Raw genomic sequence first — 25,412 nt, forward strand, 5'->3', positions numbered from 1 at the left:
CAGAGCTATGACAACCGCACCCGATTTCGCTATGGCATCACCGATTCTGATCGTCGAAGATGAGCCCAAATTGGGACAACTGCTGGTGGATTACCTTCAGGCAGCGGACTATGCCACGCACTGGCTGCCCAACGGCAATGAGGTCGTCGAGTGGGTGCGGCAGCATTCCCCTTCCCTCATTTTACTAGATTTAATGCTGCCGGGCTGCGATGGCCTGACGCTCTGCCGCACCATCCGCCAGTTTTCCAACGTGCCGATTATTATGGTCACCGCCCGCAGCGAAGAGATCGATCGCCTGCTGGGGCTGGAAATTGGTGCCGATGACTATATTTGTAAGCCCTTCAGCCCGCGCGAAGTGGTCGTGCGTGTCAGAACGCTGCTGCGCCGCTGCGGCTGGCAGAATGACGGGCTGAAAGCCGTCGAGAAAACCGAAACGGCCCTGTTGATTGATAAAAGCGGCTTTCAGGCCAGCTATCTGGGGCAGAATCTCGATCTCACGCCAGCGGAATTTCGCCTGCTCAAGACGCTTTCCACCGAGCCGGGCAAGGTATTTTCCCGCGAAGCGCTGCTGGATAAGCTCTACGACGATTACCGCGTCGTGACCGACCGCACCATCGATAGCCACATCAAAAATCTGCGTCGCAAGCTGGAACAGCTGGACGAAGAGACCTCATTTATCCGCACGGTATACGGCATCGGCTATCGCTGGGAAGCCGCGCCCTGTAATGAGGTGTAACGCCCACCGCCTTATGACGTTATGGAGACCATGTTGAACGGACCAGACCCTGATAACCGCTACCCCATGGCCGGTTTCCCCCAAGTGTGTTTCATCAAGAACATTGTCACCAACCCGAATATTGAAATTGGCGACTACACCTATTATGACGATCCCGATGGCGCGGAAAATTTCGAGCAAAATGTGCTCTACCACTATCCGTTTCTCGGCGATAAATTAATCATCGGTAAGTTTTGCGCCATCGCGCGTGGCGCAAAATTTATCATGAACGGGGCCAATCATCGGCTTTCCGGCCTGTCGACTTACCCGTTTCAGATTTTTGGCAACGGCTGGGAAAAAGTGACACCCAAGCCCGGCGATCTGCCTTACAAAGGCGACACGCTCATCGGCAATGATGTCTGGATTGGCTATGACGCGCTGATCATGCCCGGCATCCGCATTGGAAATGGCGCCATCATTGCTTCACGCGCCGTGGTCACCGCCGATGTGCCCGCTTATACGGTCGTTGGCGGCAATCCGGCCAAAATCCTGAAGCCACGTTTTGCGCCGGACGTCATCGAGACACTGGAAACGCTGTGTTGGTGGGACTGGCCGATAGAAAAAATCACGCGTCATCTGGACATCATCGCAGCTGGCGATATTGCCGCACTGCAAGCGGGCCAACTGTCCGAATAACCGTCTTCCATTCCACACCCATTCATTACACACGAAAAAGAGGCTTTCACGATAATGACTGCGCTATTTTCCGAAACCACCAAAATCGAAACTCCTCGCCTGCTGCTGCGCCCGCTCTATCGTGATGATGCACCAGCGCTGTTCGTCTTTATGTCCGACCCGGTTGTGATGCGTTTCTGGAACCACCCGCCCTGGCAACACATCGAGCAGGCGCACGACGCGATTGACGAACACTGGAGCGCGCTGTGTGCCGGGCAGCACATGAAACTGGGTCTGGAAGTCAAAGAGAGCGGCGAGCTGATCGGCACCTGCGTGCTGTTCAACCTTGAGATTGAGTCTAAACGCGCCGAAATCGGCTACTGTCTGGCGGCGAGTGCGCAAGGCAAAGGCTATATGGCGGAGGCGCTCTCTGCGCTGCGGGATTTTGCCTTTGAAACGGCGGGTCTAAGCCGACTGGAAGCCGAAATCGATCCCCGCAACGTGGCCTCAGCCCGCTCACTGGAACGACTAGGATTCACGCAGGAAGGGCTGTTAAAGCAGCGGTGGATTGTAGACGGCGAGGTGTCCGACTCTGCGCTATACGGCCTGCTGGCGGCTAAACGTTAGCCAACGCTTTCCCAGTCTGGTCAAAAATACTGTCTGACTTAATGAAAATTTTGTCATTTTCTCTTTTCACAAGGCTGTTACTCTTTTAAGCCTACAATAATAACGGGTATCACCCCGCACGACGTGCGGGACTTGGGTCACCTGCAACAGAACGGATAAGGGGAAAAACGATGTCAGGCTTAGTGAATGGCAAATGGGTTAACGGCGATGTCGCAGCGGAAGAGATCAAAAATGGGGCATTCCACCGCGAAGAAACTAAATTTCGGCAAACCGAACTGGTGCCAGAAGCCGGTCGTTACCAGCTTTTTGTCTCCTATCTCTGCCCGTGGGCATCGCGCACGCTGATTTTCCGCAAGCTGAAAGGGCTGGAGAACATTATTTCTCTCTCCGTTGCCAACCCGCGCATCGCCGATGACGGCTGGGAATTTGCCACCCCGCAGGATGCCGGCGAGCATGTCGGTGAGATTCACTACCTGCACCAGCTCTACACCGCCAGCGTGCCCGACTATACCGGAAAGGTATCGGTGCCTGTGCTGTGGGATCGGGTAGAGGGACGCATCGTGAATAACGAATCGGCGGACATTATCCGCATGCTGAACAGCGAATTTAACGATCTGACCGGCAACCACCTCGATTTCTATCCATCGGAACTGCGCAGCGAGATCGACCGTTGGAACGAAACCGTGTACCACAACGTCAACAACGGCGTGTATAAGACCGGATTCGCCAAAACGCAGGAACATTACAACGACGCTGTCACCACGCTCTTCGCCACGTTGGACGAACTGGACGAACATCTGGGCAGCCATCGTTATATCATCGGCGACACGCTGACCGAGGCCGACTGGCGTCTGTTTGTGACGCTGGTGCGTTTTGACGTGGCCTACCACGGCGCGTTCAAATGTAATCTGAAACGCATTGCCGATTACCCGAACCTGTCGAACTACCTGCGTGAACTGTACCAGTGGCCGGGCGTCGCGGAGACGGTCAATATCGACCATATCAAAGCAGGCTATTACGGTATTGCCTGGCTGAACCCGACACAGATTATACCGGCTGGCCCACAGGTCGATTTATATCAGCTCCACAACCGCGAAACGTTCGGAAAATCCCGTATCGCGACGCGTTAATCCTGCTTTATCTGGCCTGCTCTATTAATGGCAGGCCATTCTTTATTTAGGTCAAAAAATTGATTTACATCAAACGATTGATTTATGTCAAACAAAGGCCCCACGTTTCGTGTGTCGTCTACTGCAATTTTCCCCTATTAGCGCTAGAATCCTCCGCCTTTACTGCTCCCGCCGTGGAGCAGCCTGACTTGTGATCAGAATCGAGAGATACCATGTTTAAACCGGAACTGCTTTCTCCGGCCGGTACGCTGAAAAATATGCGCTACGCCTTTGCCTATGGCGCGGACGCGATTTATGCCGGTCAACCTCGCTACAGCCTGCGCGTGCGCAATAACGAATTCAACCATCAGACGCTGGCGCAAGCCATTAACGAAGCGCATGAGCTGGGCAAGAAATTCTACGTCGTCGTTAACATCGCGCCGCACAATGCCAAACTGAAAACCTTCCTGCGTGACCTGCAACCCGTGATCGAAATGGGGCCGGATGCGTTGATCATGTCCGATCCGGGCCTGATTATGCTGGTGCGCGAAAACTTCCCACAGATAGATATTCACCTTTCCGTTCAGGCCAACGCGGTCAACTGGGCGACGGTGAAATTCTGGCAGCAAATGGGGCTGACGCGTGTCATTCTGTCCCGCGAACTGTCGCTGGAAGAGATTGCAGAAATCCGCCAGAACGTCCCGGATATGGAACTGGAGATCTTCGTTCACGGCGCGCTGTGCATGGCGTATTCCGGTCGCTGCCTGCTGTCCGGCTACATCAACAAACGCGATCCGAATCAAGGCACCTGCACCAATGCCTGCCGCTGGGAATATAAAGTTCAGGAAGGTAAAGAGGACGAGGTCGGAAATATCGTTCATCAGCACGAGCCTATCGCGGTGAAAAACGTTGAGCCTGCGCTGGGCATCGGCGAACCGACCGACAAAGTCTTTATGCTGGAAGAAAATCTGCGCCCCGGCGAGTACATGAGCGCATTTGAAGACGAGCACGGCACTTACATCATGAACTCCCGCGATCTGCGTGCCATTCAGCACGTTGAACGCCTGACGCAAATGCAGGTTCATTCGCTGAAAATCGAAGGCCGCACCAAGTCATTCTATTATTGCGCCCGTACCGCACAGGTTTATCGTCGCGCCATTGACGACGCTGTCGCAGGGAAACCATTCGATTCAACGCTGCTAGAAACGCTGGAAGGTCTGGCACACCGTGGTTATACCGAGGGCTTCCTGCGTCGCCACGTGCATGAAGATTACCAGAACTACGACTACGGCTATTCCGTTTCCGATCGTCAGCAGTTTGTCGGTGAATTCACCGGCGTGCGCCGCGATGGGCTGGCGGAAGTCAATGTGAAGAACAAATTTTCCTGCGGCGACAGCGTGGAGATGATGACGCCAAACGGCAATATTCAATTCACCATCGACACCATGCAGAATGCCAAAGGGCAACCGACCGATGTCGCGCCGGGTAACGGCCATATCGTCTATCTGCCTGTGCCGGACGATGTCTCGCTGGATTATGCGCTACTGCTGCGCAATCTGCCGGGCACTACCACGCGTAATCCTAACGCGGAATAAACCGGTAATATCGCCGGATGTCTCGTACATCCGGCTACCCCGTTCGTCAGCCCCTCTTTCCTTTACGGTATGCCCCCTATCACCGCACCTTCCCTGCTACGAACAAGAGCGTAAACCAGCCAAAGGTATCGTTACAAAGCTCAGGGTTTTTTAACGAATATTAGAAACAGATCACATCAATTCGCTAGCCTTGTGGTTAATATTGCGTCGCTGAGAAAACATAGAACGAAAAATAAGCGTAGTGATACTACTAGGAACCACCTCCTTGGCCAGCTCAATCTCCCTTGAGCTGGCTTTTCTTTTTCTCACGCCCCCCATTTCCCTACCGCAAACATTCCCTGACTCTTCTGATTTCTACCTACCGATTTAGTGACTATTATTAATTCCACTATCCTGCTTAGGAGAAATAGGCCATGGAAAAAAATCCAATCACACTGCTGATTTTGAATGGAAAAAGTGCGGGTAATGAAGAACTTCGCGAAGCCATTGATGCGCTACGCAAGGACGGCTATACGCTGCATGTCCGCGTGACCTGGGAATACGGCGATGCTAAACGCTATGTGGAAGAGGCAATTCAGCTCAACGCAGATAACGTGATCGCCGCCGGTGGCGACGGCACCGTCAATGAAGTCGCCGCCGCCTTAGCGGTGCAGCCGGAAGCGGTGCGTCCGTGTCTGGGAATTGTACCGCTGGGCACCGCCAACGATTTTGCCACCAGCTGTCAGATTCCAATGGAGATGCACAACGCGCTAACGCTGGCGATCAAAGGCCGCGCCACCGCGATTGATATCGCCAAGGTGAACGACAGCCATTACTTCATCAACATGGCGACGGGCGGATTTGCTACGCGCATCACCACCGAGACACCGGCCAAGATGAAGGCCGCGCTCGGGAGCGCCTCATACGTGCTGCACGCACTCTTTCGCATGGACATGCTGCAAGCCGAGCGCTGTGAGATTCGCGGGCCGGATTTTCACTGGTCGGGGGATACGCTGGTTGTCGCGGTAGGAAATGGTCGTCAGGCAGGTGGTGGGCAGCAGCTTTGCCCAGAGGCCCTGGTCAACGACGGGTTGCTGGAACTGAGCGTGCTGTCGGCAACCGAGCTGCTGCCGAATATGCTGCAAGCCTGGTTCACTGGCAGCGAAAACCAGAACATGATTTCCGCTACCCTGCCGTGGCTGGAGATCACCGCCCCAGACGATATGACGTTTAATCTGGACGGCGAGCCGCTCAGTGCCAAACGCTTCCATATCGAGGTGCTTCCCGCGGCGATTCACTGTCGGCTGCCACCCCAGTGCTCGCTGCTGGAATAGCGGCGCGTTTCAACTATTCCTGTTTCTACTACTCCCGTTTCAGGCGATTACTGTTTGCCAGATACAACGTAAACACCAGCAGCAGGATCGCCGCGGAATACACCAGCGTATCCGACGGGCTTTTGTGATCGACAATAATCAGGCGAATGATGGCCGTGATGCCGATATAGATAAAGTAACGCAGCGGGAAGTGATAGCCGGACTGGAAATACTTCACGATCAGCGCAATGAACTCAAAATACAGGAAATAGATCACAATGCCTTCTATCAGCTGATAGGAGGAATCTTTCTCGCTGGAGATCAGCAGCACTTTCGCCAGATGGAACGTTTCCTTGACTAAAAAAATCACCAGAATGATCGCCAGCACCAGCAGGCCGATATTGAGTATCGTCTGAAGCGCCTTGGCAGCCATCGCACTGCGAGCAGAACCTGCCATATGTTATCCCCACACCCTATTTCACATTAACGCCAATAATTCACAGCAAAGTAACCGGACGAACCGCGTGCTGTCTATGCCGAGCACGCTTAATTTAGTTTGAAATTACTGACAAATATGTCACGCAAAGTACAAGTCAATTTACTTATGGTGTTACCACCAGCGATGGAAGTGATGAACGGGGCCGATGCCGTGCCCGACTTCAAGCGTGTCCGCCTGCTGTAATGCCTGCTGTAAATAATCCTTCGCTGCCTTGACCGTCTCGCCCCAGCTATCGTGACGTGGTCGCAGTGCCGCCAGCGCAGCAGACAGCGTGCAGCCGGTGCCGTGCGTATGGCGCGTATTCACGCGTGGGGAACTAAGACGCAGTGGCTCGGCCTGCCGGCTGAACAGCCAGTCTGGGCTTTCCGCTTCACTAAGATGGCCGCCTTTCATCAGCACCGCCTGACAGCCCATCGCCAGCAGTGCTTCCCCCTGCTCACGCATTTCCCGCTCGTTGGCGGCAGGCGACGTATTCAGCAACGCGGCGGCCTCCGGCAGATTGGGCGTAATCAGGGACACCCGCGGCAGCAGCTCACGACGGATCGATTCCACCGCCTCCGGCGCGAGCAGCGGATCACCGCTTTTCGCCAGCATCACGGTGTCCAGCACCACGAAAGGCACCGCGTAATGACGCAGGCGTTCGGCAACGGTTTCAACGATATCGGTCTGCGCCAGCATCCCAATCTTGGCGCTGTCGATACGCACATCGCTCAGCACGGAATCCAGCTGTGCCGCGACAAAATCCGGTTCAATCCGGTAGATGGACTGCACGCCGCATGTGTTTTGCGCCACCAGCGCGGTAATGACCGAGGTGCCGTAAGCCCCCAGCGCAGAAAAGGCTTTTAAATCCGCCTGAATACCCGCACCGCCGCTCGGATCGGTGCCCGCAATCGTCAACGCATTGATACGCTTCATGCCAGATCCTCCGCGCGCAGGGTATAAAGTCTATCGAGGAAGTTGGGTATAAAACTCCCCGTCCCCTGCGCCACCGAAGCCGCCTGCTGCCCTGCTAACGCCATGACATAGCACGCTGCCGCTACATGCGATAAGCGATCCCCCTCCAAAGAGCAGAAACCCGCGACGACCGCCGACAGCGCACAGCCCGTCCCGACCACGCGCGTCATCATGCTATCGCCGCCAGCTACCGCGATATCTCGCTCGCCGTCCGTGACATAATCCACCACGCCGGTCACTGCAACCATCGTCCCCACTTGCCGCGCCAGTTCGCGCGCAGCAGGGAGCGCCGCCAGCGAATCATCGGCGCTATCCACGCCACGCCCCTGTGCAGCTAACCCCGCCAATGCCATGATTTCAGATGCATTGCCGCGAATCGCCGTCGGCTTCCACGCCAGCAATTCCCGACAAAATTCACTCCGAAAGGTCAACCCACCAACTGCAACCGGATCGAGCACCCACGGCGTACCCGCCTGATGTGCGCTGTTTACCGCCGCCCGCATCGCCTCAGTTCGCGTGCGCTCCAGCGTCCCGACATTAATCAGCAGCGCATCGGCCACCGCGCTGAACTGCGCGGCTTCTTCGGGATCGACCACCATTGCAGGCGACGCATTCAGCGCCAGCAGCACATTAGCAGTAAAAGATTGCACCACATCATTGGTCAGACAGTGCACCAGCGGCGAAGCAGAACGGAATTGAGTGAGTGATGTTGCTGCCTGAGCGGCAGAAAAGTCGGCGGGTCGCGTGTTCATAAGTCTCCCAACCGGCGTGGAAGAAGGCGGCAACCGGTGGGGCATACCGTGACTTCCCTACGCTGGCATTATCCAGATCAGGTGGTACGGGTATTTCTCAGCCTTCACAAAGAAGGGCACCCCGAGTCATTTAAAATCAAAATGTTGCGATTAATGTTTTATTAATCTTCGATCAGGATAATGCCAGTGGGAGGTATTGTAAATGGACATCCAATCCCGCTTGTGTGCCAGAAGTATTGCGATGACCCGCAGTCAGTGGGCTAAACGAGGTTCTAGTTTTCAAGCTTCCCAAACCAGATATCACTACAGGCGCTCTAAAAATTCAGCGAGTTATATTTTTCCGTAAAAGAAATCTACATTCGATCAAATTTTCATTTTTTTTGCGCGTTATTGACATTTCTGTAAGCCTTCTCAGACAAGGGTTGCGCGTTTCTTAACCTGTCGAAATCTAAATTCAACCTCAAAATCAAGCTTTGCACTCAAAAGAATCTCAACTAAAATACCCAGCATGTAGTATTTTAATGAAATTAATACACTACATATAGATATCGCGTTAATGACAGGCATAAAAAAACCGGATTCATAAATTGTGAATCCGGCTTATGAAGCATGACCACCATGAGTTTGCAGACTCATAACGTTTGTTAGCCTCACTTTCATTTCTACGGTTTGATTGTGCCGAGCTTGGATGGTCATGTAAATACCAATTAGTGCTCATAAGGAGCTACACATGACAATCTGTAATAAGTCTCATCGATACAATACGGCTTTCATTAACCTGCCAGATGACCAAGGTGGTGAGGGGCGGCATAAATGTTGTGGCTGCGCCTACGATCAAGGCTACCAATCAGGCTTATCTCGAACGGAACAAGTCTGGGTAAATTTGCATGTTTTACCTGATAGCCAAGCGGGCACTGTACGCCATAAAAGCCCACAAGCAGCATTTGCTGAAGGCTATCGTGATGGTATGCGTGATTCCTACCGCCACGCGGGTTAATGTTGAATGAAGGGGCTTCATGCCCCTTCCTCTTTTAAGGGATAGAAATGGATAAACGTTACCAGGTTTTCGTAAGTTCAACGTTTACGGATTTGGAAGAGGAACGGAAACACGTTATACAGACGCTAATAGAAATGGATTGCATCCCAGCAGGAATGGAGTTATTCCCAGCAATCGATGAAGGTCAATGGGAATTCATAAAAAAAGTAATTGATGACTGTGATTACTATCTGCTGATCATTGGTGGCCGTTATGGCTCTGTCGCAGAAGATGGTTTGAGTTACACTGAAAAGGAATTTGATTATGCGGTCTCAAAAGGTTTACGTGTTGTTGTTTTAGTGCATGAGAATCCGGAAAGTCTACCTTTAGCCAAATCTGAAAAAGATTCTGAACTCAGAGAGAAGCTCGCTGCATTCATCGAGAAGGCATCAACCAATCGCCTCAGGAAAACATGGGCAACAGCTAAAGATTTACCTGGATTGGTTGCGTTAAGCATGAATAAAACGATGAAAACTTATCCGGCAATCGGATGGGTAAGGGCTAATTTAACGTCTTCTGAAAATGATTTACGTGCAATAGTCGATTTACAAAAAGAAAACGAACGATTAAAAAGTGAACTAGCAAAAGCAACATCTCCCTATAACCAAACTCTTGAGTTAAATCTAGCGGATTTCGATGATGTTTTCGATTTTAATTGCCAATCTACTTTTCCTAGAGGGCCATACACAACTGGCGGGATTAAAGTTTGGTCTGTGAGCATGAAATGGAAGGACATATTTCATACAATATCGCCCTACCTCACTAGACATTATCCCGAATCAAGTGTCTCATCCACAATTGCCGAAACAGCGAAAAAAATCGCAGACAAAGGAGTAATGCCAGTCAGTTAAGCAACTGACTGGCTGTTTTTCTTCGCTTTTCGATATTTATAAGGCCTTTCTTTCACCACTCTCGGGAAGGTTCTTTCTCTTCTTATCGGCAGCTTCACCATCTGTCCCATACTCTCCAGATCTCGCAGTAGTTCAGGGATACGACCCGGCGATGCACCCTGAAGCGTCATCAACATCCTCATGACCAGCCCGCAGGATTCTGAGAAGCTCAGCTGATTTGGCCAGTAACCTTTCAGTTGACTGGCCATTTTAATCATCTGATATCTCACGAGATTATACGCCAGCAGCACACCCCATAACTCCTGCTCCACAAGTTCCGGTTTTTTGCTTCTCAGTGTCAGTCTGCTCAGTTGCATTGTCTGTTTGATTTCACGGTAACCCAACTCGATTTCCCAACGGTGACTGTAAAGCTCAACCATTTCACCTCCCGGATAACGCATGCCATCAGTCATCGAAGTCAGTAACTGATAGATTTTTCCTTTACGGCTATAGGTCAGTAATCGGGCTGTCACTTCTGTACTCAGTCCCGGCCATTTTTTGCGGGATTGTGGCGTAGTTTTCAACTGTACCAGATGATCGCCTTTTCCCAGTTTCCGGGACCTCCTCGTAACGGGTACCTTTCTTAAGCGGTATCATCCAGTGTCGGTGTTCTCCCGCACGCTTCCATAAGCATTCAGCAACCCTAATGAGTAATACCCTTTATCGAGCAGCGTCAGCGTATTATCTGCGGTCTGGTCTATCAGTTGCTCAGCCAGGGTATATTCGCTGTCTTTCATCGTACCGAAGGCTGCTGCGGTTATCAGATGGCTGGTCAGCTCCATCTGACAGACCATTTTGACCTGCGGGTAGGGGCTAGGTTGGCCGCAGTAAGTCTGGCGCGGGAAGGCGGTATCATTTTCAGGTGTTTCCTGTGTGCGCCAGACGACGCCATCCATCGCCAGTAACGTCAATCCACACCAGTGGGGATGCGCCACAGCGTTGTGCCACAAGTGAGCGGTGTGCGTGAACACCCGTCGAACGGCGTCACTTCCGAGCCGCTGTCGGGCCTGGATAACCGCGCTGGGAGCAACAAAGGGACGGTTACCGGGCAGCATAATATCCAGCCGATTGACAATCTGATGAAGCGGCTCCTTACGTTCAAGCGCCATGCCGACAACGCACCAGACCATCATTTCGAGAGGAAGACGGCGTTTACGCAGGGTGACCACGCCGGACTCAGCAAGGCAACGGGCAATAAGTTCTGGGTCAAGAAAGTCGCCAAGAGAAGTCAAAGGATTACGGGTCGAATCGTAACGTGAAACGAGGTCGATGGCCTGAGAGATACGCATAAAAAATCCGGAAATGAAGAACACTTCCGGATTCTTACACAGCTATTGGATCGTTCAACTGATCCTTAACTGATCAGCATTACAGACAAAGGAGGCTCATCCGCTAAAGTTTCCTCTCAGGATCTCAAGACGATAGGCATACAATTGCGCGCATATGATTTCATTAAAATTGAATATTTAAAAACGATTGATGGCAGCATGAATACATTCTGGTCATTAACAGAATCAGGACAGGTTGAGATGCTGAAAACCAGAACGATCAAAAAGCAAAGTCAAATTACAACAGAATAAATTATCTCCATTTCGCCCCAAAGATCTGGGGCGAACTTTGTACCTCAAATGGATATTTACAATATTTTTTTTCCCCTCAGGTTAAGTAAACACCAGCTATCTCCAACCCAGGCCATCAATTACATAGCAAATTGTGGATAACGGGAACGTATGCAGCTAACGCCGAGCTATTCCTGATCCACTTCAGCCAACCGTCAGGCTGCTTGAACGCCCCCGACACAAAATGAAAAACCACAGGCACGTTGTGACATAGAGAAAAACGCCATAACCCTTTAGACTGGTTAATCAAACCCATACTGAGGAAATTGTGATGACGATGATAAAGAGTTATGCCGCACCGGAAGCAGGCGCAGCGCTGGAGTTGTATGAGTTTGATGCGGGTGAACTGCAAGCGGAAGACGTCGAAGTCGTAGTTGATTACTGCGGCGTGTGCCATTCCGATCTATCAATGATCGATAACGAATGGGGCATGTCGAGCTATCCGCTGGTTGCCGGGCATGAAATCATTGGTCGTGTACACGCGCTGGGTGATGCGGCGAAGAGCAAAGGATTGAAGGTTGGTCAGCGTGTCGGCATTGGCTGGACAGCACGCAGCTGCGGGCACTGCGATGCCTGTATCAGCGGTAGTCAAACCAACTGTCAGCAAGGCAGCGTGCCGACGATTCTGAATAAAGGCGGTTTTGCCGATAAGATCCGCGCGAACTGGCAGTGGGCTATCCCGCTTCCTGATTCCATTGATATCGAATCGGCGGGTCCGTTGCTGTGCGGCGGTATCACCGTGTTCAAACCGCTGTTAATGCACCATATCACCGCGACCAGCCGCGTCGGTGTGATCGGTATCGGCGGCCTGGGACATATCGCAATTAAGCTCCTGCACGCGAGGGGCTGTGAAGTCACGGCGTTCAGCTCGAACCCAGCCAAAGAGCAAGAAGTGCTGGCGATGGGTGCCGATAAGGTCGTCAACAGCCGCGATCCGCAGGCGCTGACCGCACTGGCAGGCCAATTCGATCTCATCATCAATACCGTGAGTGTTGATCTGGAATGGCAACCCTACTTCAATGCACTCGCCTATAACGGGAAGTTCCATACCGTCGGCGCGGTGATGAAGCCATTCAGCGTGCCGGCTTTCACGCTTATCGCGGGCGACCGCAGCGTTTCCGGTTCTTCTACCGGCTCACCGCATGAGCTGCGTTCCTTGATGAAGCTCGCCGCGCGTGCCAACGTGAAGCCGCAGACAGAGCTGTTCCCGATGTCGAAAATCAATGATGCCATCCAGCATGTACGTGACGGTAAAGCCCGCTACCGCGTGGTACTGAAAGCCGATTTTTAATCGGTAAAGACGCCTGAGCAATCAGGCGTCTGCTTTTGCAGAATCAGTCCGCCCTACACCATCCTCTGGAGTACACCAGCGGTTAACATAATACTGAATCTATTCAATCTATTTCATGATAGGATTAAAAGGTGATACAAGAGGAGGTGAGTGATGCCTTTCAAACAATATGATCATGATTTCATTGATAAAAACAAGAAGGCGTCTTATTCCATAAGGCTCGCCCTGTTATCGTCAGCGCTGATCGTTATATTTAATGTCCTGTTCTTAGAGCATCGAGATTTTCAGGAGCAGTTGCACAACAATCCTGGGTCTTATACCGATGCGATCGCACTGGTTTTTCTTTTTTTTATCCTATCGTGTACCAGTAAAATATCACTTAACCATACTTCGGCTTTATCCATTCGCCTCGGTCTACACATCTGGATATGCTCCGCCACGTTTGATTTTATGGATGAATTTGTTTATCAGACTAAATTCATTGGATATTACGTTGAGGATTTACTGAGAATTTTTGGGATGTTTGGCGTCGGATTTGGCGTGTATAATCTGATCTATAAAATCAACGATAAGTACATCGAAGCCAAAATACAGTCATTCAGCGATGAACTCACCCAGCTCCCTAATCGCCGATTTTTTATTAATGAATTAAAAAAACTCGAAGCGAAATCACCCTATTTATTTATTATCGATATCGACAATTTCAAAGTCATCAATGATAAATATGGACACATAAAAGGCGACGAAGTATTAAGTAAATTCGGCCATATCCTTTCCCGCTTCGATAACAGTGAGGTGGTGGCGACCCGAATCGGGGGCGAAGAGTTCGCGATTATTCTGTATGCCGGAACACAGGATCGGGCAGAGGCGCTGGCGAGAGAAGTATTAAAAAACGCGAGCAAAATCATTATTAAAAACAGGCATCACCTTTCCGTCAGTATTGGTGCCGGCCAAAAACAGCCTCAGGAACCCACCGAACACTTTATGAAACGCGTGGATGTCGCCCTCTACCAAGCCAAAAGCACGGGTAAAGGCAAGGTTGAATGGGCTCTGGAACCGACAGAAAAAACGCTGTAGACCAACGCCACTTATATAAACGGGATAGCACAGCGCTATCCCGTTTATACCCGTCATACTTCAAGTTGCATGTGCGTTGGCTGCGGTCACTCACCCGAATCACTTACTTGAGTAAGCTCATCGGGATTCCTTCGCTTGCCGCCTGCCTGAAACTCGAATTATTTAGGGTATATATTTTTATATTTTAGCTAAGCGTTTGAGTATTTCCGGGGCACACGAGCTGTTTACTTTTAATATGGTAAACCTCGACGTCAGGACGAGTGAAGAAGGCAATTTCCCACGGGTTCTTAGCGACGAATTCATGCCGCACTTTTTCATAGAGCGGATTGTCGCGCTCAATAATGAACGCTTCCCCTTCAATAATGGTGTAGTTCCATTCAATGGTCCGCTCGAAGGTATAATGACTGCGTTCATCCATCGCAAAAAAGCAGTGTGGATTACGTTTGAGCAGCTGAGATTTAAAGGTCTCGGGGAATGTAATCAGGAAGATATCGTTATCCACAGACGACAGGAACGCCAGCACCGTGGTATGCGGCTGTTCGGCGGCCATCGTAATTAATACGCCGACCTTATTGGAGAAATCCTGCTTTTCCATCTGCGGAAAATCGACCATCGGCGTCAGGGGCACCGGCAGTGACGGACGGTCATCTTGCGGAAACTGATAGCCCGGTTCGCGAATATCCAGCACAGGCGTGAAACCATGCAGGAGCTGGCACTCTCTCGGTTCCAGCACGACCCAATCTCCGTCGCTGACGACGACGCGCCCTTTGTAAGAGGCACGATAGACCTGAATATTGGCATCAAATTCATCAACCCCGGAGCGGTTATCAAGGTGAATGGTTGCCAGATCGCCAACGGAAAATTCATGCCCGTGTGGGAAAAAAACGCGCAGGCTATTATCCGCATTGGGATAGACGCCGCAAATATGGATGACCACGCCATCCTGCTTATAACCCGCCAGTACACCGAGAGTTTGCTTTCCTAGATAGCTCACGAGACTCATACATCACGCCTTATTCAGATTGGGCTTCAGAGAGGATGCGGCCCTGCTTCACTCGGGCCGCTCCAGCAGCGGTCAGGAAACGGAGAAATCATTCACGCTAACCGCATCACTTCCTACCTATCAACGGAGAAAGCGCTGAAAACTTTAGGCTGAATAGGTAGGAATTAAAAGCGATAAGTAGGACGTACCACCCAGTTATTTCAGCACCAGCATAGTGATTCCCACGCCGATCAGCATCAGACAAAACGCCCCACGCAGGTAAACAACGGGCAGCTTGTGTGCTAAAGCCACGCCCCAGGACACGCTGACGATCCCGCCCAGTGCCAGCGGCAGGCCAATGCTCCAGTCAACGTTCCCCGCCTGCGAGTAGGAAAGCAGCGCCGCCAGTGCGCCCGGCACCACGAGTATCAGCGCCATGCCCTGTGCCTGCGTTTGAGCAAAGGCAAACAGCGTGACCAACACCGGCACCACCACCAACCCACCACCGACGGTAAAAATGCCCGACATAAACCCGCTCGCCACGCCGAGTAACGGCAGGTATTTGGTCGACAACACAATGTCTGAGGCATGGTTACGCTGTTTGTTGTACCACTGAAACATGTAGTACGCCGCCAGCACCAGCAGGAAGATGGCAAAGGCATTCTGGAGATGATGAACATCAATCGATGAGGCAATGTGTGCAGCAAAATAGGCAGATATCGATGCAAACACGCACATGGTCAGCGCAATCCGCGTATCGATGCGGTTACGCTGGCGATAACGCAAAAAACCGATCAGCACATTGGGCGTAATCATCACCAGCGCCGTTCCCTGCGCCAGATGCTGATCCATACCAAAGAGTATTCCCAACACCGGAATGGCGATCAATCCGCCGCCAATCCCCAGCATTCCTCCACAAAATCCCAGTCCAATCCCCAAAAGCAAACACAACAAGATATCGCTGAACATCATTAAGCTAAACATAAAAAATGCATGACCTATATATCACAAGACTATCTGGAGAACCGCGTTTCAGGCCGGTAGACAGACAATGGCTTTAGGGTAAATATTCCGCGATTTCGATCAAATTCAGATCGGGATCGCGCAGATAGAGAGAACGGATTGGCTGCGTTGCGCCGGTTCGCCTCACCGGTCCTTCGCTAATTGGCCAGCGGCAGCGCGCCAGATGATCCATAACCTGCTCCAGCGGCACCGACGCAATAAAGCACAGGTCGAGCGATCCCGGAACGGGCAGATGCGCTTTCGGTTCATGTTCGGCACCGCGCAGGTGCACATTGATTTTTTGATGACCAAAATGAAAAGCAACGCGCCCATTTGCAAACGTTTCCTCCCGCATTTGCAACACATCAACATAGAAATGTCGGGTCGCCGCAAAATCAACGCAGGTCAATACAAGGTGATCGACATGATCGATAAATGACATTGATAAGTCCTATCCTGAACGATATTTCTCACATCCTAGGAGTAACGCGGTCTTTTGATAATCCCTGAATACTCAATGACCCTTTCCTGTCAGGAAAACCATCCGCCGTGCTACATTACAGCGTGACATAAGAAATGTGCCCGCATGCTGCGCGGTATCAATACGCCAGCCATTGGCTCACTTTCTGCCCTGTTGAGGACGCTCGATACACCATGATTAACCCGACACACTTTGATCTTCAGTCGCTCCGCATCTTTTTGCAGGTTGCTCAAACTGGCAGCCTGACCAAAGCCGCAGAAAAGTTCCACATCACGCTTTCTGCCCTGAGCAAGCGTATCGCTGAACTGGAGCGTACCGTGGACTGTGCGTTATTCATCCGAATGCCGCGCGGCCTGACGTTAACCCCAGCAGGCAAGGAATTGGTGAATCACGCGCGTAATGTGTTGAGCAACGTGGAACGTATGGCGAGTGAGATGAATGACTACGCCGTTGGCGTGCGCGGCCACGTACACATGTGGGCGAACACCTCGGCGATTATTCAGTTTCTTCCGCAGGATTTGGCGTCATTCCTTCTGGCCCGACCGCTCATTCGTATTAACCTGGAGGAAAAGCTCAGTAAGACCGTAGTAACGGCGCTGGCGATGGGAGAAGCGGATATCGGCATCTTCGCTGACAATGTCGGCTCGCAGGGGGTCGAGAAGATTCCTTATCGTCAGGATAAGCTTGTCGTACTCGTTCCGCCCCAGCACCCGCTTTCCGCAAGGCCAGAAGTCAGCTTTAACGACACACTGGGCTACGACTACGTCGGCCTCAATAACGGCAGCTCGTTGCTGAAACAGCTAAAAGATGCCTCGGATGAGCTGGGGAGAGTGCTGCGCCTGCGGGTGCAGGTCAGCAGCTTTGACGGCATTTGTCGCATGATCGAAGCAGGGCTGGGGATCAGCGTCTTGCCGGAAGGGGCCATTCGCCCTGGAGTGCTCGGCACTGGGTTACGCGCCATCAGCCTCACCGACGAGTGGGCTTCACGCCAGCTCTGGCTGGGCGTGAAATCCGGCGCGACGTTGCAACCCGAAGTCGCCAATCTGCTGACACACCTGCGGCAATGCGGCGCGTAAAGGTGAAGCGCTACCCTCGGCCCTCTTCACTGCCCGTTTTTTCATAGCCGAGGCGGCCAACAAAGGGTAAACGCAGCGCAGGCGGGTTCATATCCACGCCCATGTTCAGCCCCAGAATGTTGGCCTCGATCCCCTCTTCCAGGCCCATCGTGATACCCAGCACGCCTAGCAGCGAAATCTGCACACCGCTTCCCGATGGCGACAGCCCTACCGGTCGTGTGATCGGGCGGTAATCCTTGCCAATGGCATTAGCGGGCATATCCAACTTGAGCGCAGGCACTTCGCGGCCAATGTGCGCCAGAAACGTATTGCTGTTCGGCCCCGGCCAGGCATGGTAAGTATTCGGCCACGGATAGCTTTTAATCGCGGCCTCAATCTGCGGGATCATGGCTTCCGCCTTGTCGCCACGGTGTTCCACCAACAGCTTCGGTTTCGCGCCATACCAATACGCATCCGCCACCGAACGGTTAAGACGGACGACGTTATCGCTCCCCCAGCTCACGACTTCATAGCGGCGATATTGCGTTTCCCCCGCGTTCTTGAAAATGATCCACGGATGTACCGCCACCAGCCCGCGCCAGCCGTAAGTCGGCGCAGCATAAACCTGGACGATAGCAGTCTGGCGAAGTTGCACAGGGTTCGGCGCTAAGCCGGAAGAATCACGTTTGGCAGACCACCAACTTTGCCCATTAAACGTTTCGCCGTTACGCGTTGACTGCGCCCAGCTTTGCCAAAAAGACAACAACAGCACACAAATAAACCCAATCCCCAAGAATTTGAGGTACGTCATAGGCCAGATAGCTCACTGAAAAAGAGGGAACGGAATCGATACGCCTGCAGGCGAGAGCCCACAGTGAAAATCGGTCAAAAAATCACGCCACCAGTGTACTGCCAGTTGGCGGTTAGGTTAAGCGCTGGGTGAAATATTGACCTATTTTTACGTTATGCGGGTACGACGACAGCCGTCTCAACGCGTTTTATGCAACACTCGTTTTAATGCGAGGCTTGGTTGAAAATAAACCTAAAATAAACAAACCATCAAAAAATATATTCTCATTGAATAATGAGAAATAAACTAATCAGCATGCATCGTTATATTTATTTTTATAGCCACCACCTCCCATAAATAAATAAATGACTATAATAAGCGGTAATATTAGTGAACTACCCCTCTGAGAATAAACGTGGAGAAATTAAATGATAAGAAATAATAAGCGCCTTAAGTCTACGGTATGCGCACTGTCATTAGCAGCATTAACGCTAGGCTCAGCGGTTTCACTCGCCTGTACGCGGTTCGTTTATAAGGATCCAAATAACCTTGATTACCCTATTACCGCCCGCTCAATGGACTGGGCCGATGATACCGAGACCAACCTCTGGATTTTCCCCCGAGAATTAAAGCGTTCTGGTGCCGCTGGCCAGCATTCTCTGGAGTGGACATCAAAATACGGCAGTGTCATTGCCTCTGCTTTCGACAGTAACGCCAATATGGCCTCCACAACCGATGGCGTGAATGAAAAAGGGTTGGCGGCTAACGTACTCTGGCTGGCGGAATCTGAATATCCTAAAACCGCACCGACAGCAAAAAAACCGGGTTTAAGCGTCGCTGGTTGGGCACAATACGCGTTGGATAATTTTGCTACCGTCGATGAAGCCGTAAAGTGGCTGCAAGAGGAAAAATTTACACTGGTAACCAAAAAGGTAGAGGGACAAGATAGAATGGCGACGCTTCATCTTTCCTTGTCAGATTCCTCTGGCGACAGCGCAATTATTGAATATACCGACGGCAAGCAGGTCATTCACCATGATAAAAAATATCAGGTGATGACTAACTCTCCGACATTCGATCAGCAGCTAGCGCTGAATGCCTATTGGGATCAGATAGGTGGCAATGTGATGCTAGCGGGAACGAACCGCGCCGCCGATCGCTTTGTCCGCGCCTCGTTCTATGTGAAAAATGTTGCCCCCAATAAACTCATTCCAGGGGTAGCAGAGAAAAGTAAAATAGAAAAAGATAAAGCGGACTTAGCTACCGCATTCAGTATCATACGTAATGTTTCGGTCCCTTATGGTTATTCCTTGCCAAATATGCCGAACATCGCCTCAACGCGCTGGCGCACGGTTGTAGACCATAAATCGCTACAATACTTTTTCGAGTCTGCCGTATCGCCTAATATCTTTTTGGTAGATTTGAAAAAAATTGACTTTGCGCCGAGTGTAAATAACACGAAAAAATTAGATTTAGGACCAAACCAAAGCACCATTTATTCTGGTGAGGCTTCCAATCACTTTAAACCCGCTACGCCGTTTGAATTCGCTGGGCTATAAATCGAGAGGTTATTTTTCGATACGCTGTTTATTCCACGATGATGTTAAAGCGCCATAATTCTATGGCGCTTTAACACAGAAATAATAAATAAGGACATCGATAGACTATTTACAACGCCTTCGCATGCCCTGCCCATTCTCTATAGAAATGGCTCGAACAGATTACAGGCTCGATTGTCTTTACCTCTGTTTTGACTAATCCCAGATTAACAAACGGATCGTCGGCAAGAATGTCTTCCATGTCAGAGCTATCTAACCCGTAGGCTAAAATAAACCCACCCATTCCATCTTCCAGCGGGCCGGAAAAAATAACATTTCCCTTTTTAATATTATCAGCCAGCCATTTTTTGTGTGCGTCAATACGCTTTTCAAGTTCATCTTTCTGGCTGGTGTAATACAGCGTAATGGCATAGAGCATGATTGCTACCTCAATGATTATTGATCGGCTATATACCCGTCATACTTCAATTTGCATGTGCGTTGGCTGCGTTCAGTCACCCGAATCACTTACTCAAGTAAGCTCATCGGGACTCCTTCGCTTGCCGCCTGCCTGAAACTCGAATTATTTAGGGTATATATTTTTAGTCTATGGATGTAATCACAGAATGGATAGAGGACTTCGCATTCTGGATTTCACGATGCTTGATTTCATCTCCTTTTGAAGCGCCTTCGACACGGACGAAATGAATATCGGTAATACCAAGAAACCGGAAAAAGCCCTGGAGATAGCGTTCCTGAAAATCCATATCTAAAAAAGGCGGTGTGGTATAGAAACCACCACGGGAGGAAACCACAATAACCGTTCTTCCCCCAGATAAACCTATCGGGCCTTTTTCCGTATATTTAAACGTCTTGCCGGCCTGCGCCAGCCGATCCAGCCACGATTTCAGCTGGCTAGAGACGGAAAAGTTATACATCGGCGCGCCAATGACAATTACGTCATTCGCCAGAAACTCCGTCACCAACGCTTCAGATAATTGGTGTTCCCGCAGCGTTGCCTCATCTGCTGAAGAAGAGGCTATTTGGCGGAAACCTGCGGCAATCGGCCCGGTTAAGTGGCGAATTTCATCTTTAACCACGTCCCGATAAGAGACGACAGCATCGGGATGTTGTTTGACTAATTGCTCCACAACGTCAGCAGAAATCTGTCGGGAAACGGAACCGTTCTCAAGAATACTGGAGTCTATATGTAAAATATTCACAATAACTTCTCCTACATTGAGTTTTAACGCTCACTTATTTAACTGCTTTAGCCGCACTATCAATAAAATCCGCGACAGCTTCCGGGTGTGACACCAGAGACATATAGCTGGACGCAATAGCTCGCGTCTTTGCACCGATATGGCTCGCGATGGCTTTCTGAATCGATGAATTTAATGCCTTGTCCTTCTCCGTCAACAAATACCAGGTTGGTTTATTTTTCCACGCCGCCTGCTGAACGCGATCGCCAAAGGCTTTTGCGGCAATCGGCTGTTGCACCGCAGCCAGCGCCAGTGCTTTCTTCAAGGGGACATCACCCGCCATCACCTCACGGTACTGTTCAGGGTTATCCAGCCAAATCAAGCCATTAGAATCGGGTGCCATGCCTGCCATCGGCGCTTTCAGGCGCTGCAATAAATCAGAGACCGATTCCCCGCTGTCTGGTACCAGCGCCGACAAATAGACGATACCGCGAACCTTGGGATCATTGCCGGCCTGCGTCACAACGGCCCCGCCCCATGAGTGCCCAACCAGCAACACATCACCCTGCTGCCTTTGCAGCACGCGAACCGTCGCTTCAACGTCATCCGCTAAAGAAGTGAGCGGGTTTTGCACCGCGGTTACGTGGTATCCCATTTCCTGTAGTCGGGCCGTGACGGCAGACCAACTAGAGCCATCGGCAAAGGCACCGTGGACTAAGACGATATTGTTAATTTTTGCCGCCTCCGCAACATTGTGAACGCCAGCAGACAGCACCAGCCCTAACGCGATAGCCAGATGGCCGAGCCATTTAATGCGGTAATGCGCCATATGTTTTCCTCTGAAAGAGTGATTCGGCTGACGGTTTCCCCGATGCGTTTCATCAGGGGTAGCGAATGGTTGAATTCTAATCGTGGTTGATGCTTGCGGTAAGATGGCAAACTTGACATAGTTCATGCAAAATTCGCCAAATGCTATCCGACAGGAAAATCACTATGCACATTTCCATTCTGGCGCTGCCGGGCAGTATGCAATCAGCCATTTCTGGGCTTTCTGATATTTTCTGGATGGTGAATCAAACGCTGATTACACAGCCTGACAGCGCTTCTTCCCCAGCCTCAGCGCTGTCTTTTGAAACATCGATTGTCAGTGCAGACGGCAAACCCGTGCGTGATGCTCAGGGCAGGCTGATTCACGTAGACAGCTCATTTGAGGCGGTGGGCAAATCGGATGTCGTGCTGGCGACCGGAATGATACTCGGGCCCGATAAATTACCGATGTCGATGTCATCCGTTAATGAATCCGCGCTGTGGCTCAGGGAGCAATATCGACAGGGCTCGCTGATAGGCGGTGCCTGTGCGGGGGGCTTTATTCTGGCCGAAGCCGGGTTGCTGGATGGCCGGTTTTGCACCACGACATGGTGGCTCTACCACACGTTTAAGCAGAAATACCCGAAGGCAAAACCGGTGTGGGGCAAAGCGCTGGAAGAGCAAGATGGCATCATTACCACCGGCGGGCCGCTGTCCTGGGTCGAGCTTGCTCTGCATATTATCCGCCGCAGTGGCGGACCTAAGATCGCGAAATTGGCGGCAGATATCGCCGTGGCGGATAGCCAACCGCTTTCTCAACGTATTTACGCTCCACAGGGGTTCATTAACACCGTACATCCCCTGCTGCTGCGCGCCGAACAACTCATCCGCTACGAGAACCCGTCAATCACCGCAGAAGAATTAGCGAGCGCCCTGAATTTCAGCGACCGAACGCTGCACCGCAAGCTCAAAGAACTCACGGCAGAAAGCCCGAAAAGCTTTATTACCCGCGTCAGGATCGAAATGGCCTGCCTGCTGCTTGAAAACCCAGTGACCAATATCAAGCAAGTCGCCGCCGAATGTGGTTACAGTGAAGATACCGCGTTTAGACGTGCCTTTTCCCAGCAGATGGAGATGACGCCGACCCAGTTCAGAAAATGGGCGCTGTTGAGGAATAATAAACCGCGCGCGTTGGATAATGAGGAGAGTGATTAAGGCGATGGCTCTGAAAAACACGACTTACGCTAAACCCCCGCCTTGATCGACACCTTTGCTACACATTGCTATTCACTCAGGGAATGCATAAGGACATAAAAGTGATGATAAGGAAAACCGTTATTGCCACGCTGATCGGCCTGTCGGCGGCATCCATCAGTCAGGCAAATGGCAAGGTAGATACGCTCTACGAACGCCTCACGCAGCAGGATGCTACTGCATTAACCGCATTGACGACATTAGCGAAAGACAACGACCCGCAGGCATTGAGCACGCTGGGGTTTATCTATGAATACGGCATCACCGTCCCGCAAAATACGACGCAAGCACTCCAGTATTATCAGCAGGCCTGTGAAATAGACGGCAATTTTGGCTGCTACAACGTCTGGTATTTTTATCAATACGGCAAAGGTGTGGCGCAGGATAAAGCTCGCGCCAAACAGTTCTCAGAAAAAATGAACCGAGCCGACATAAAAATACCCGTTGATGTGATGGATAAGGTTGTCGATTACATTTATTCCGCGAAAGCCGCTGCCGATAGTGATATATCCTATCGACCTAAACTAATTCGAGCAGTAAGACGATATTTGACGAGCGGCGATGCCGATACTCAACGCTTCTTCACCCATATTGGTTTTAGCAAACAGGATATTCTGCGACTCGCGACATTCTGGGCAAAGGATGGCGATCCAGAAATTAATTTCCACGTCGGTCATTTTTATAATTTTGGCTATGCCGATATCAAAAATGAGAACATTGAGGCGTTGAAGTGGTTCCGTGTCGCCGCTGAAGGTGGCCATCGAGAAGCACAAAATATACTTGGGTTCGTCTACGAAAAAGGGCGTTGGGGCGTTTTCCCAGATGGGGTAGAAGCTGAAAAATGGTATGAGCGTGCAGCAAAGCAAGGCGATGATGATGCATTAATGAATCTGGGGAAAATGTATTATAACGGTGTGCTTATCAAGGCCAATTACAGTAAGGCCTATACCTTGTTTGAACAAGCCTATAAACGTGACTTGACTGGTGCCAGCCGCTATTTATCCCAGATGTATTACAACGGGCAGTATGTTGAAGCAGATTGCCATCAAGCCAAAAAATATTACGAAGAAACGGCCAGAACACCAGACAATAATTATTTTCGTCAGTGTGAGAAGGATAAACAAGAGAGAAAGGCAACGCGCAGTGAATTACCGATCTTAACGTTAAAGCATGAATCAATCTTCCTCGGCGGAAAGGACACCCCGTATCAATGCGAGCTTAATTTCTCTATCAATACGAATAAATTAGGTGAAGTCGCCAACTTTCGCGCCACGCTGCAACTCAGAAACAGTGAGGGCGCATCTACCGAACAAACGCTCGCTTTCCCTGTGTTTGGGGCAAATAGCCTTGATGCCGAAACGATTGGAGAGCAATACATCGTGTCCCGCAAATCTACACTCATACCGATGTACCAATCCGGTTTTTGCCAGTTCAGCGATCTGAAATTTCAGGTCATCTCCGCGACCGCCACGATTAGCGGCGCGGAAGTGGATGTGCTTAAGGCGGGGATTTTGAAGCAACAGGAAAAGCGTTAACACTCATGATGACTGCTTGATTATTCATACTGATAGCCCAGAGCGCCGGGCTATTTGAGCCTTTCAGCGCATTCTCCGACGTGGCTACTGTTAGTTCTCATACTCAATAACGATGCTCTCTGCATGACTCTGTCATCTGGCAGAGTCATATAAACAAAGCGCCAGCGCTTTCTTGTTTATCTCCCCTATTCCCTGCCCTCATTTCACGCCTGAATAACGCGACGGCCAAATCTCTTCCGGCGTTTTCCCCATAGCTTCGGCAATCAGTCGTTCGCCTTTCGGCCAATGTCTGGTGAGCGTATTCGCCAGCGTGGATGACGCCAGCCCCGCCGCTCTGGAAACCGCCGCCAGCGTCGTCCCTTTCTTCCGTAATCCCGCGATGATATCCGCCGGGTGCCAATCAGTGTGATTCATTCCATTCCCTCCACCTATCAAAAACCATTTTGATTTCCGTGCAGGTAGGATCGCCTTTTGTGATGAGTAAGACCACGGACGATGAGTCACATCTTTAACGTGTTAGCTTATGACTAGCTAAATCTCTGTTGCATGTTAGGGGAAACCTAGGGCGAGGTTCCCGCAGGGATACCTCTCCTCACTGTAGACCGTGTATCCTAAATAGCTTTGCATAATATCGC

Annotated in this window: 25 protein-coding genes, 1 pseudogene and 1 riboswitch; of the genes and pseudogenes, 14 read left to right on the top strand and 12 right to left on the bottom strand. The window is 50.9% G+C overall.

The features are described 5' to 3' along the window. The first annotated feature begins 7 nt into the window (after positions 1–7). The 6 genes from baeR to yegS all read left to right on the top strand — a co-directional run bounded on the left by baeR (position 8) and on the right by yegS (position 6,034). Entirely contained in the window at positions 8–736 is a 729-nt protein-coding gene (gene baeR, locus LOZ86_RS14890; protein ID WP_039486468.1) for an envelope stress response regulator BaeR, read from the top strand. A gap of 30 nt (positions 737–766) precedes the next feature. Next, positions 767–1,411 (top strand): Vat family streptogramin A O-acetyltransferase, encoded by a 645-nt coding sequence (locus LOZ86_RS14895; protein ID WP_072012418.1) that lies wholly within the window; start codon positions 767–769, stop codon positions 1,409–1,411. 54 nt (positions 1,412–1,465) lie between these two features. Further along, on the top strand, positions 1,466–2,017 hold the full coding sequence (locus tag LOZ86_RS14900; protein ID WP_039486470.1) for a GNAT family N-acetyltransferase: 552 nt from the start codon (positions 1,466–1,468) through the stop codon (positions 2,015–2,017). A gap of 170 nt (positions 2,018–2,187) precedes the next feature. Beyond that, positions 2,188–3,147: a glutathione S-transferase family protein gene (locus LOZ86_RS14905; RefSeq protein WP_039486471.1), complete on the top strand. Its 960-nt coding sequence runs from the start codon at positions 2,188–2,190 to the stop codon at positions 3,145–3,147. A gap of 212 nt (positions 3,148–3,359) precedes the next feature. After that, positions 3,360–4,721 carry a prephenate-dependent tRNA uridine(34) hydroxylase TrhP gene (trhP, locus tag LOZ86_RS14910; RefSeq protein WP_039486474.1) on the top strand — a complete coding sequence of 454 codons (1,362 nt, stop codon included), beginning with the start codon at positions 3,360–3,362 and terminating at the stop codon, positions 4,719–4,721. Positions 4,722–5,134: 413 nt separating this feature from the next. Further along, positions 5,135–6,034, top strand: coding sequence for a lipid kinase YegS (gene yegS, locus LOZ86_RS14915; RefSeq protein WP_039512901.1), 900 nt, complete (start codon positions 5,135–5,137; stop codon positions 6,032–6,034). Positions 6,035–6,062: 28 nt separating this feature from the next. Here the strand turns inward: yegS and psiE are convergent, their stop codons facing one another. The 3 genes from psiE to thiM form a co-directional block, all read right to left on the bottom strand. Beyond that, positions 6,063–6,470: a phosphate-starvation-inducible protein PsiE gene (gene psiE, locus LOZ86_RS14920; protein WP_039512906.1), complete on the bottom strand. Its 408-nt coding sequence runs from the start codon at positions 6,468–6,470 to the stop codon at positions 6,063–6,065. Positions 6,471–6,623: 153 nt separating this feature from the next. Next, positions 6,624–7,427: a bifunctional hydroxymethylpyrimidine kinase/phosphomethylpyrimidine kinase gene (thiD, locus tag LOZ86_RS14925; protein ID WP_161546868.1), complete on the bottom strand. Its 804-nt coding sequence runs from the start codon at positions 7,425–7,427 to the stop codon at positions 6,624–6,626. Next, positions 7,424–8,218, bottom strand: a complete 795-nt coding sequence (gene thiM, locus LOZ86_RS14930; protein ID WP_161546867.1) for a hydroxyethylthiazole kinase — start codon at positions 8,216–8,218, stop codon at positions 7,424–7,426. Before thiM ends, thiD begins: the two co-directional genes overlap by 4 nt. A 37-nt stretch (positions 8,219–8,255) precedes the next feature. Beyond that, a riboswitch (TPP riboswitch) is annotated at positions 8,256–8,352 on the bottom strand. Between the two features lie 596 nt (positions 8,353–8,948). On the opposite strand from thiM, the gene LOZ86_RS14935 reads away from it, so the two are divergent. Next, entirely contained in the window at positions 8,949–9,215 is a 267-nt protein-coding gene (locus tag LOZ86_RS14935; RefSeq protein WP_039486486.1) for a hypothetical protein, read from the top strand. Between the two features lie 47 nt (positions 9,216–9,262). Next, positions 9,263–10,105, top strand: a complete 843-nt coding sequence (locus LOZ86_RS14940) for a DUF4062 domain-containing protein (RefSeq protein WP_111778480.1) — start codon at positions 9,263–9,265, stop codon at positions 10,103–10,105. Here LOZ86_RS14940 and LOZ86_RS14945 read toward each other — a convergent pair. After that, a pseudogene (locus LOZ86_RS14945) lies at positions 10,102–11,433 on the bottom strand (IS4 family transposase). The gene LOZ86_RS14940 and the pseudogene LOZ86_RS14945 overlap by 4 nt on opposite strands. Before the next feature lie 601 nt (positions 11,434–12,034). On the opposite strand from LOZ86_RS14945, the gene ahr reads away from it, so the two are divergent. Beyond that, entirely contained in the window at positions 12,035–13,054 is a 1,020-nt protein-coding gene (ahr, locus tag LOZ86_RS14950; RefSeq protein WP_230242218.1) for an NADPH-dependent aldehyde reductase Ahr, read from the top strand. 153 nt (positions 13,055–13,207) lie between these two features. Then, on the top strand, positions 13,208–14,131 hold the full coding sequence (locus LOZ86_RS14955; protein ID WP_039486162.1) for a GGDEF domain-containing protein: 924 nt from the start codon (positions 13,208–13,210) through the stop codon (positions 14,129–14,131). Positions 14,132–14,315: 184 nt separating this feature from the next. Here the strand turns inward: LOZ86_RS14955 and LOZ86_RS14960 are convergent, their stop codons facing one another. The 3 genes from LOZ86_RS14960 to LOZ86_RS14970 all read right to left on the bottom strand — a co-directional run bounded on the left by LOZ86_RS14960 (position 14,316) and on the right by LOZ86_RS14970 (position 16,557). After that, complete coding sequence (locus tag LOZ86_RS14960) at positions 14,316–15,134, bottom strand: hypothetical protein (RefSeq protein ID WP_039512926.1); 819 nt, start codon at positions 15,132–15,134, stop codon at positions 14,316–14,318. Positions 15,135–15,329: 195 nt separating this feature from the next. Then, positions 15,330–16,097 carry a sulfite exporter TauE/SafE family protein gene (locus LOZ86_RS14965; protein WP_039512928.1) on the bottom strand — a complete coding sequence of 256 codons (768 nt, stop codon included), beginning with the start codon at positions 16,095–16,097 and terminating at the stop codon, positions 15,330–15,332. 73 nt (positions 16,098–16,170) lie between these two features. Continuing rightward, a complete protein-coding gene (locus LOZ86_RS14970; RefSeq protein WP_039486156.1) occupies positions 16,171–16,557 on the bottom strand; it encodes a VOC family protein in 387 nt (128 codons plus the stop codon). A gap of 212 nt (positions 16,558–16,769) precedes the next feature. On the opposite strand from LOZ86_RS14970, the gene LOZ86_RS14975 reads away from it, so the two are divergent. After that, the gene (locus LOZ86_RS14975; RefSeq protein ID WP_039486154.1) at positions 16,770–17,672 is read left to right on the top strand and encodes a LysR family transcriptional regulator; all 903 of its coding nucleotides are present in this window, start codon (positions 16,770–16,772) and stop codon (positions 17,670–17,672) included. 10 nt (positions 17,673–17,682) lie between these two features. Here the strand turns inward: LOZ86_RS14975 and LOZ86_RS14980 are convergent, their stop codons facing one another. After that, complete coding sequence (locus LOZ86_RS14980; protein WP_039486152.1) at positions 17,683–18,462, bottom strand: DUF3750 domain-containing protein; 780 nt, start codon at positions 18,460–18,462, stop codon at positions 17,683–17,685. Positions 18,463–18,869: 407 nt separating this feature from the next. On the opposite strand from LOZ86_RS14980, the gene LOZ86_RS14985 reads away from it, so the two are divergent. Beyond that, a complete protein-coding gene (locus LOZ86_RS14985) occupies positions 18,870–20,000 on the top strand; it encodes a linear amide C-N hydrolase (protein WP_039486150.1) in 1,131 nt (376 codons plus the stop codon). 109 nt (positions 20,001–20,109) lie between these two features. Here the strand turns inward: LOZ86_RS14985 and LOZ86_RS14990 are convergent, their stop codons facing one another. The 3 genes from LOZ86_RS14990 to LOZ86_RS15000 all read right to left on the bottom strand — a co-directional run bounded on the left by LOZ86_RS14990 (position 20,110) and on the right by LOZ86_RS15000 (position 22,010). Beyond that, positions 20,110–20,418: a YciI family protein gene (locus LOZ86_RS14990; protein ID WP_111778989.1), complete on the bottom strand. Its 309-nt coding sequence runs from the start codon at positions 20,416–20,418 to the stop codon at positions 20,110–20,112. A 163-nt stretch (positions 20,419–20,581) separates the two neighbouring features. Continuing rightward, complete coding sequence (locus LOZ86_RS14995; RefSeq protein WP_039486147.1) at positions 20,582–21,202, bottom strand: FMN-dependent NADH-azoreductase; 621 nt, start codon at positions 21,200–21,202, stop codon at positions 20,582–20,584. Between the two features lie 34 nt (positions 21,203–21,236). Beyond that, entirely contained in the window at positions 21,237–22,010 is a 774-nt protein-coding gene (locus tag LOZ86_RS15000) for an alpha/beta hydrolase (RefSeq protein ID WP_039486145.1), read from the bottom strand. Positions 22,011–22,174: 164 nt separating this feature from the next. Between LOZ86_RS15000 and LOZ86_RS15005 the strand changes: the two genes are divergently transcribed. Both LOZ86_RS15005 and LOZ86_RS15010 read left to right on the top strand, forming a co-directional pair. Then, a complete protein-coding gene (locus LOZ86_RS15005; protein WP_039486143.1) occupies positions 22,175–23,203 on the top strand; it encodes a GlxA family transcriptional regulator in 1,029 nt (342 codons plus the stop codon). Positions 23,204–23,307: 104 nt separating this feature from the next. Then, entirely contained in the window at positions 23,308–24,777 is a 1,470-nt protein-coding gene (locus LOZ86_RS15010; protein WP_230242220.1) for an SEL1-like repeat protein, read from the top strand. Positions 24,778–24,975: 198 nt separating this feature from the next. Here LOZ86_RS15010 and LOZ86_RS15015 read toward each other — a convergent pair whose 3' ends face one another. Further along, a complete protein-coding gene (locus tag LOZ86_RS15015; RefSeq protein WP_165708397.1) occupies positions 24,976–25,191 on the bottom strand; it encodes a helix-turn-helix domain-containing protein in 216 nt (71 codons plus the stop codon). Positions 25,192–25,412: the final 221 nt, after the last annotated feature.

Source organism: Pectobacterium parvum (assembly GCF_020971565.1).
In the GTDB taxonomy this organism is placed as follows: domain Bacteria; phylum Pseudomonadota; class Gammaproteobacteria; order Enterobacterales; family Enterobacteriaceae; genus Pectobacterium; species Pectobacterium polare.

What these genes read in the sequence shown, in the direction of transcription:
- baeR (WP_039486468.1), top strand. Translation starts at nt 8, where the DNA reads ATGACAACCGCACCCGATTTCGCTATGGCATCACCGATTCTGATCGTC.
- LOZ86_RS14895 (WP_072012418.1), top strand. Translation starts at nt 767, where the DNA reads ATGTTGAACGGACCAGACCCTGATAACCGCTACCCCATGGCCGGTTTC.
- LOZ86_RS14900 (WP_039486470.1), top strand. Translation starts at nt 1,466, where the DNA reads ATGACTGCGCTATTTTCCGAAACCACCAAAATCGAAACTCCTCGCCTG.
- LOZ86_RS14905 (WP_039486471.1), top strand. Translation starts at nt 2,188, where the DNA reads ATGTCAGGCTTAGTGAATGGCAAATGGGTTAACGGCGATGTCGCAGCG.
- trhP (WP_039486474.1), top strand. Translation starts at nt 3,360, where the DNA reads ATGTTTAAACCGGAACTGCTTTCTCCGGCCGGTACGCTGAAAAATATG.
- yegS (WP_039512901.1), top strand. Translation starts at nt 5,135, where the DNA reads ATGGAAAAAAATCCAATCACACTGCTGATTTTGAATGGAAAAAGTGCG.
- psiE (WP_039512906.1), bottom strand. Translation starts at nt 6,470, where the DNA reads ATGGCAGGTTCTGCTCGCAGTGCGATGGCTGCCAAGGCGCTTCAGACG.
- thiD (WP_161546868.1), bottom strand. Translation starts at nt 7,427, where the DNA reads ATGAAGCGTATCAATGCGTTGACGATTGCGGGCACCGATCCGAGCGGC.
- thiM (WP_161546867.1), bottom strand. Translation starts at nt 8,218, where the DNA reads ATGAACACGCGACCCGCCGACTTTTCTGCCGCTCAGGCAGCAACATCA.
- LOZ86_RS14935 (WP_039486486.1), top strand. Translation starts at nt 8,949, where the DNA reads ATGACAATCTGTAATAAGTCTCATCGATACAATACGGCTTTCATTAAC.
- LOZ86_RS14940 (WP_111778480.1), top strand. Translation starts at nt 9,263, where the DNA reads ATGGATAAACGTTACCAGGTTTTCGTAAGTTCAACGTTTACGGATTTG.
- ahr (WP_230242218.1), top strand. Translation starts at nt 12,035, where the DNA reads ATGACGATGATAAAGAGTTATGCCGCACCGGAAGCAGGCGCAGCGCTG.
- LOZ86_RS14955 (WP_039486162.1), top strand. Translation starts at nt 13,208, where the DNA reads ATGCCTTTCAAACAATATGATCATGATTTCATTGATAAAAACAAGAAG.
- LOZ86_RS14960 (WP_039512926.1), bottom strand. Translation starts at nt 15,134, where the DNA reads ATGAGTCTCGTGAGCTATCTAGGAAAGCAAACTCTCGGTGTACTGGCG.
- LOZ86_RS14965 (WP_039512928.1), bottom strand. Translation starts at nt 16,097, where the DNA reads ATGTTTAGCTTAATGATGTTCAGCGATATCTTGTTGTGTTTGCTTTTG.
- LOZ86_RS14970 (WP_039486156.1), bottom strand. Translation starts at nt 16,557, where the DNA reads ATGTCATTTATCGATCATGTCGATCACCTTGTATTGACCTGCGTTGAT.
- LOZ86_RS14975 (WP_039486154.1), top strand. Translation starts at nt 16,770, where the DNA reads ATGATTAACCCGACACACTTTGATCTTCAGTCGCTCCGCATCTTTTTG.
- LOZ86_RS14980 (WP_039486152.1), bottom strand. Translation starts at nt 18,462, where the DNA reads ATGACGTACCTCAAATTCTTGGGGATTGGGTTTATTTGTGTGCTGTTG.
- LOZ86_RS14985 (WP_039486150.1), top strand. Translation starts at nt 18,870, where the DNA reads ATGATAAGAAATAATAAGCGCCTTAAGTCTACGGTATGCGCACTGTCA.
- LOZ86_RS14990 (WP_111778989.1), bottom strand. Translation starts at nt 20,418, where the DNA reads ATGCTCTATGCCATTACGCTGTATTACACCAGCCAGAAAGATGAACTT.
- LOZ86_RS15000 (WP_039486145.1), bottom strand. Translation starts at nt 22,010, where the DNA reads ATGGCGCATTACCGCATTAAATGGCTCGGCCATCTGGCTATCGCGTTA.
- LOZ86_RS15005 (WP_039486143.1), top strand. Translation starts at nt 22,175, where the DNA reads ATGCACATTTCCATTCTGGCGCTGCCGGGCAGTATGCAATCAGCCATT.
- LOZ86_RS15010 (WP_230242220.1), top strand. Translation starts at nt 23,308, where the DNA reads ATGATAAGGAAAACCGTTATTGCCACGCTGATCGGCCTGTCGGCGGCA.
- LOZ86_RS15015 (WP_165708397.1), bottom strand. Translation starts at nt 25,191, where the DNA reads ATGAATCACACTGATTGGCACCCGGCGGATATCATCGCGGGATTACGG.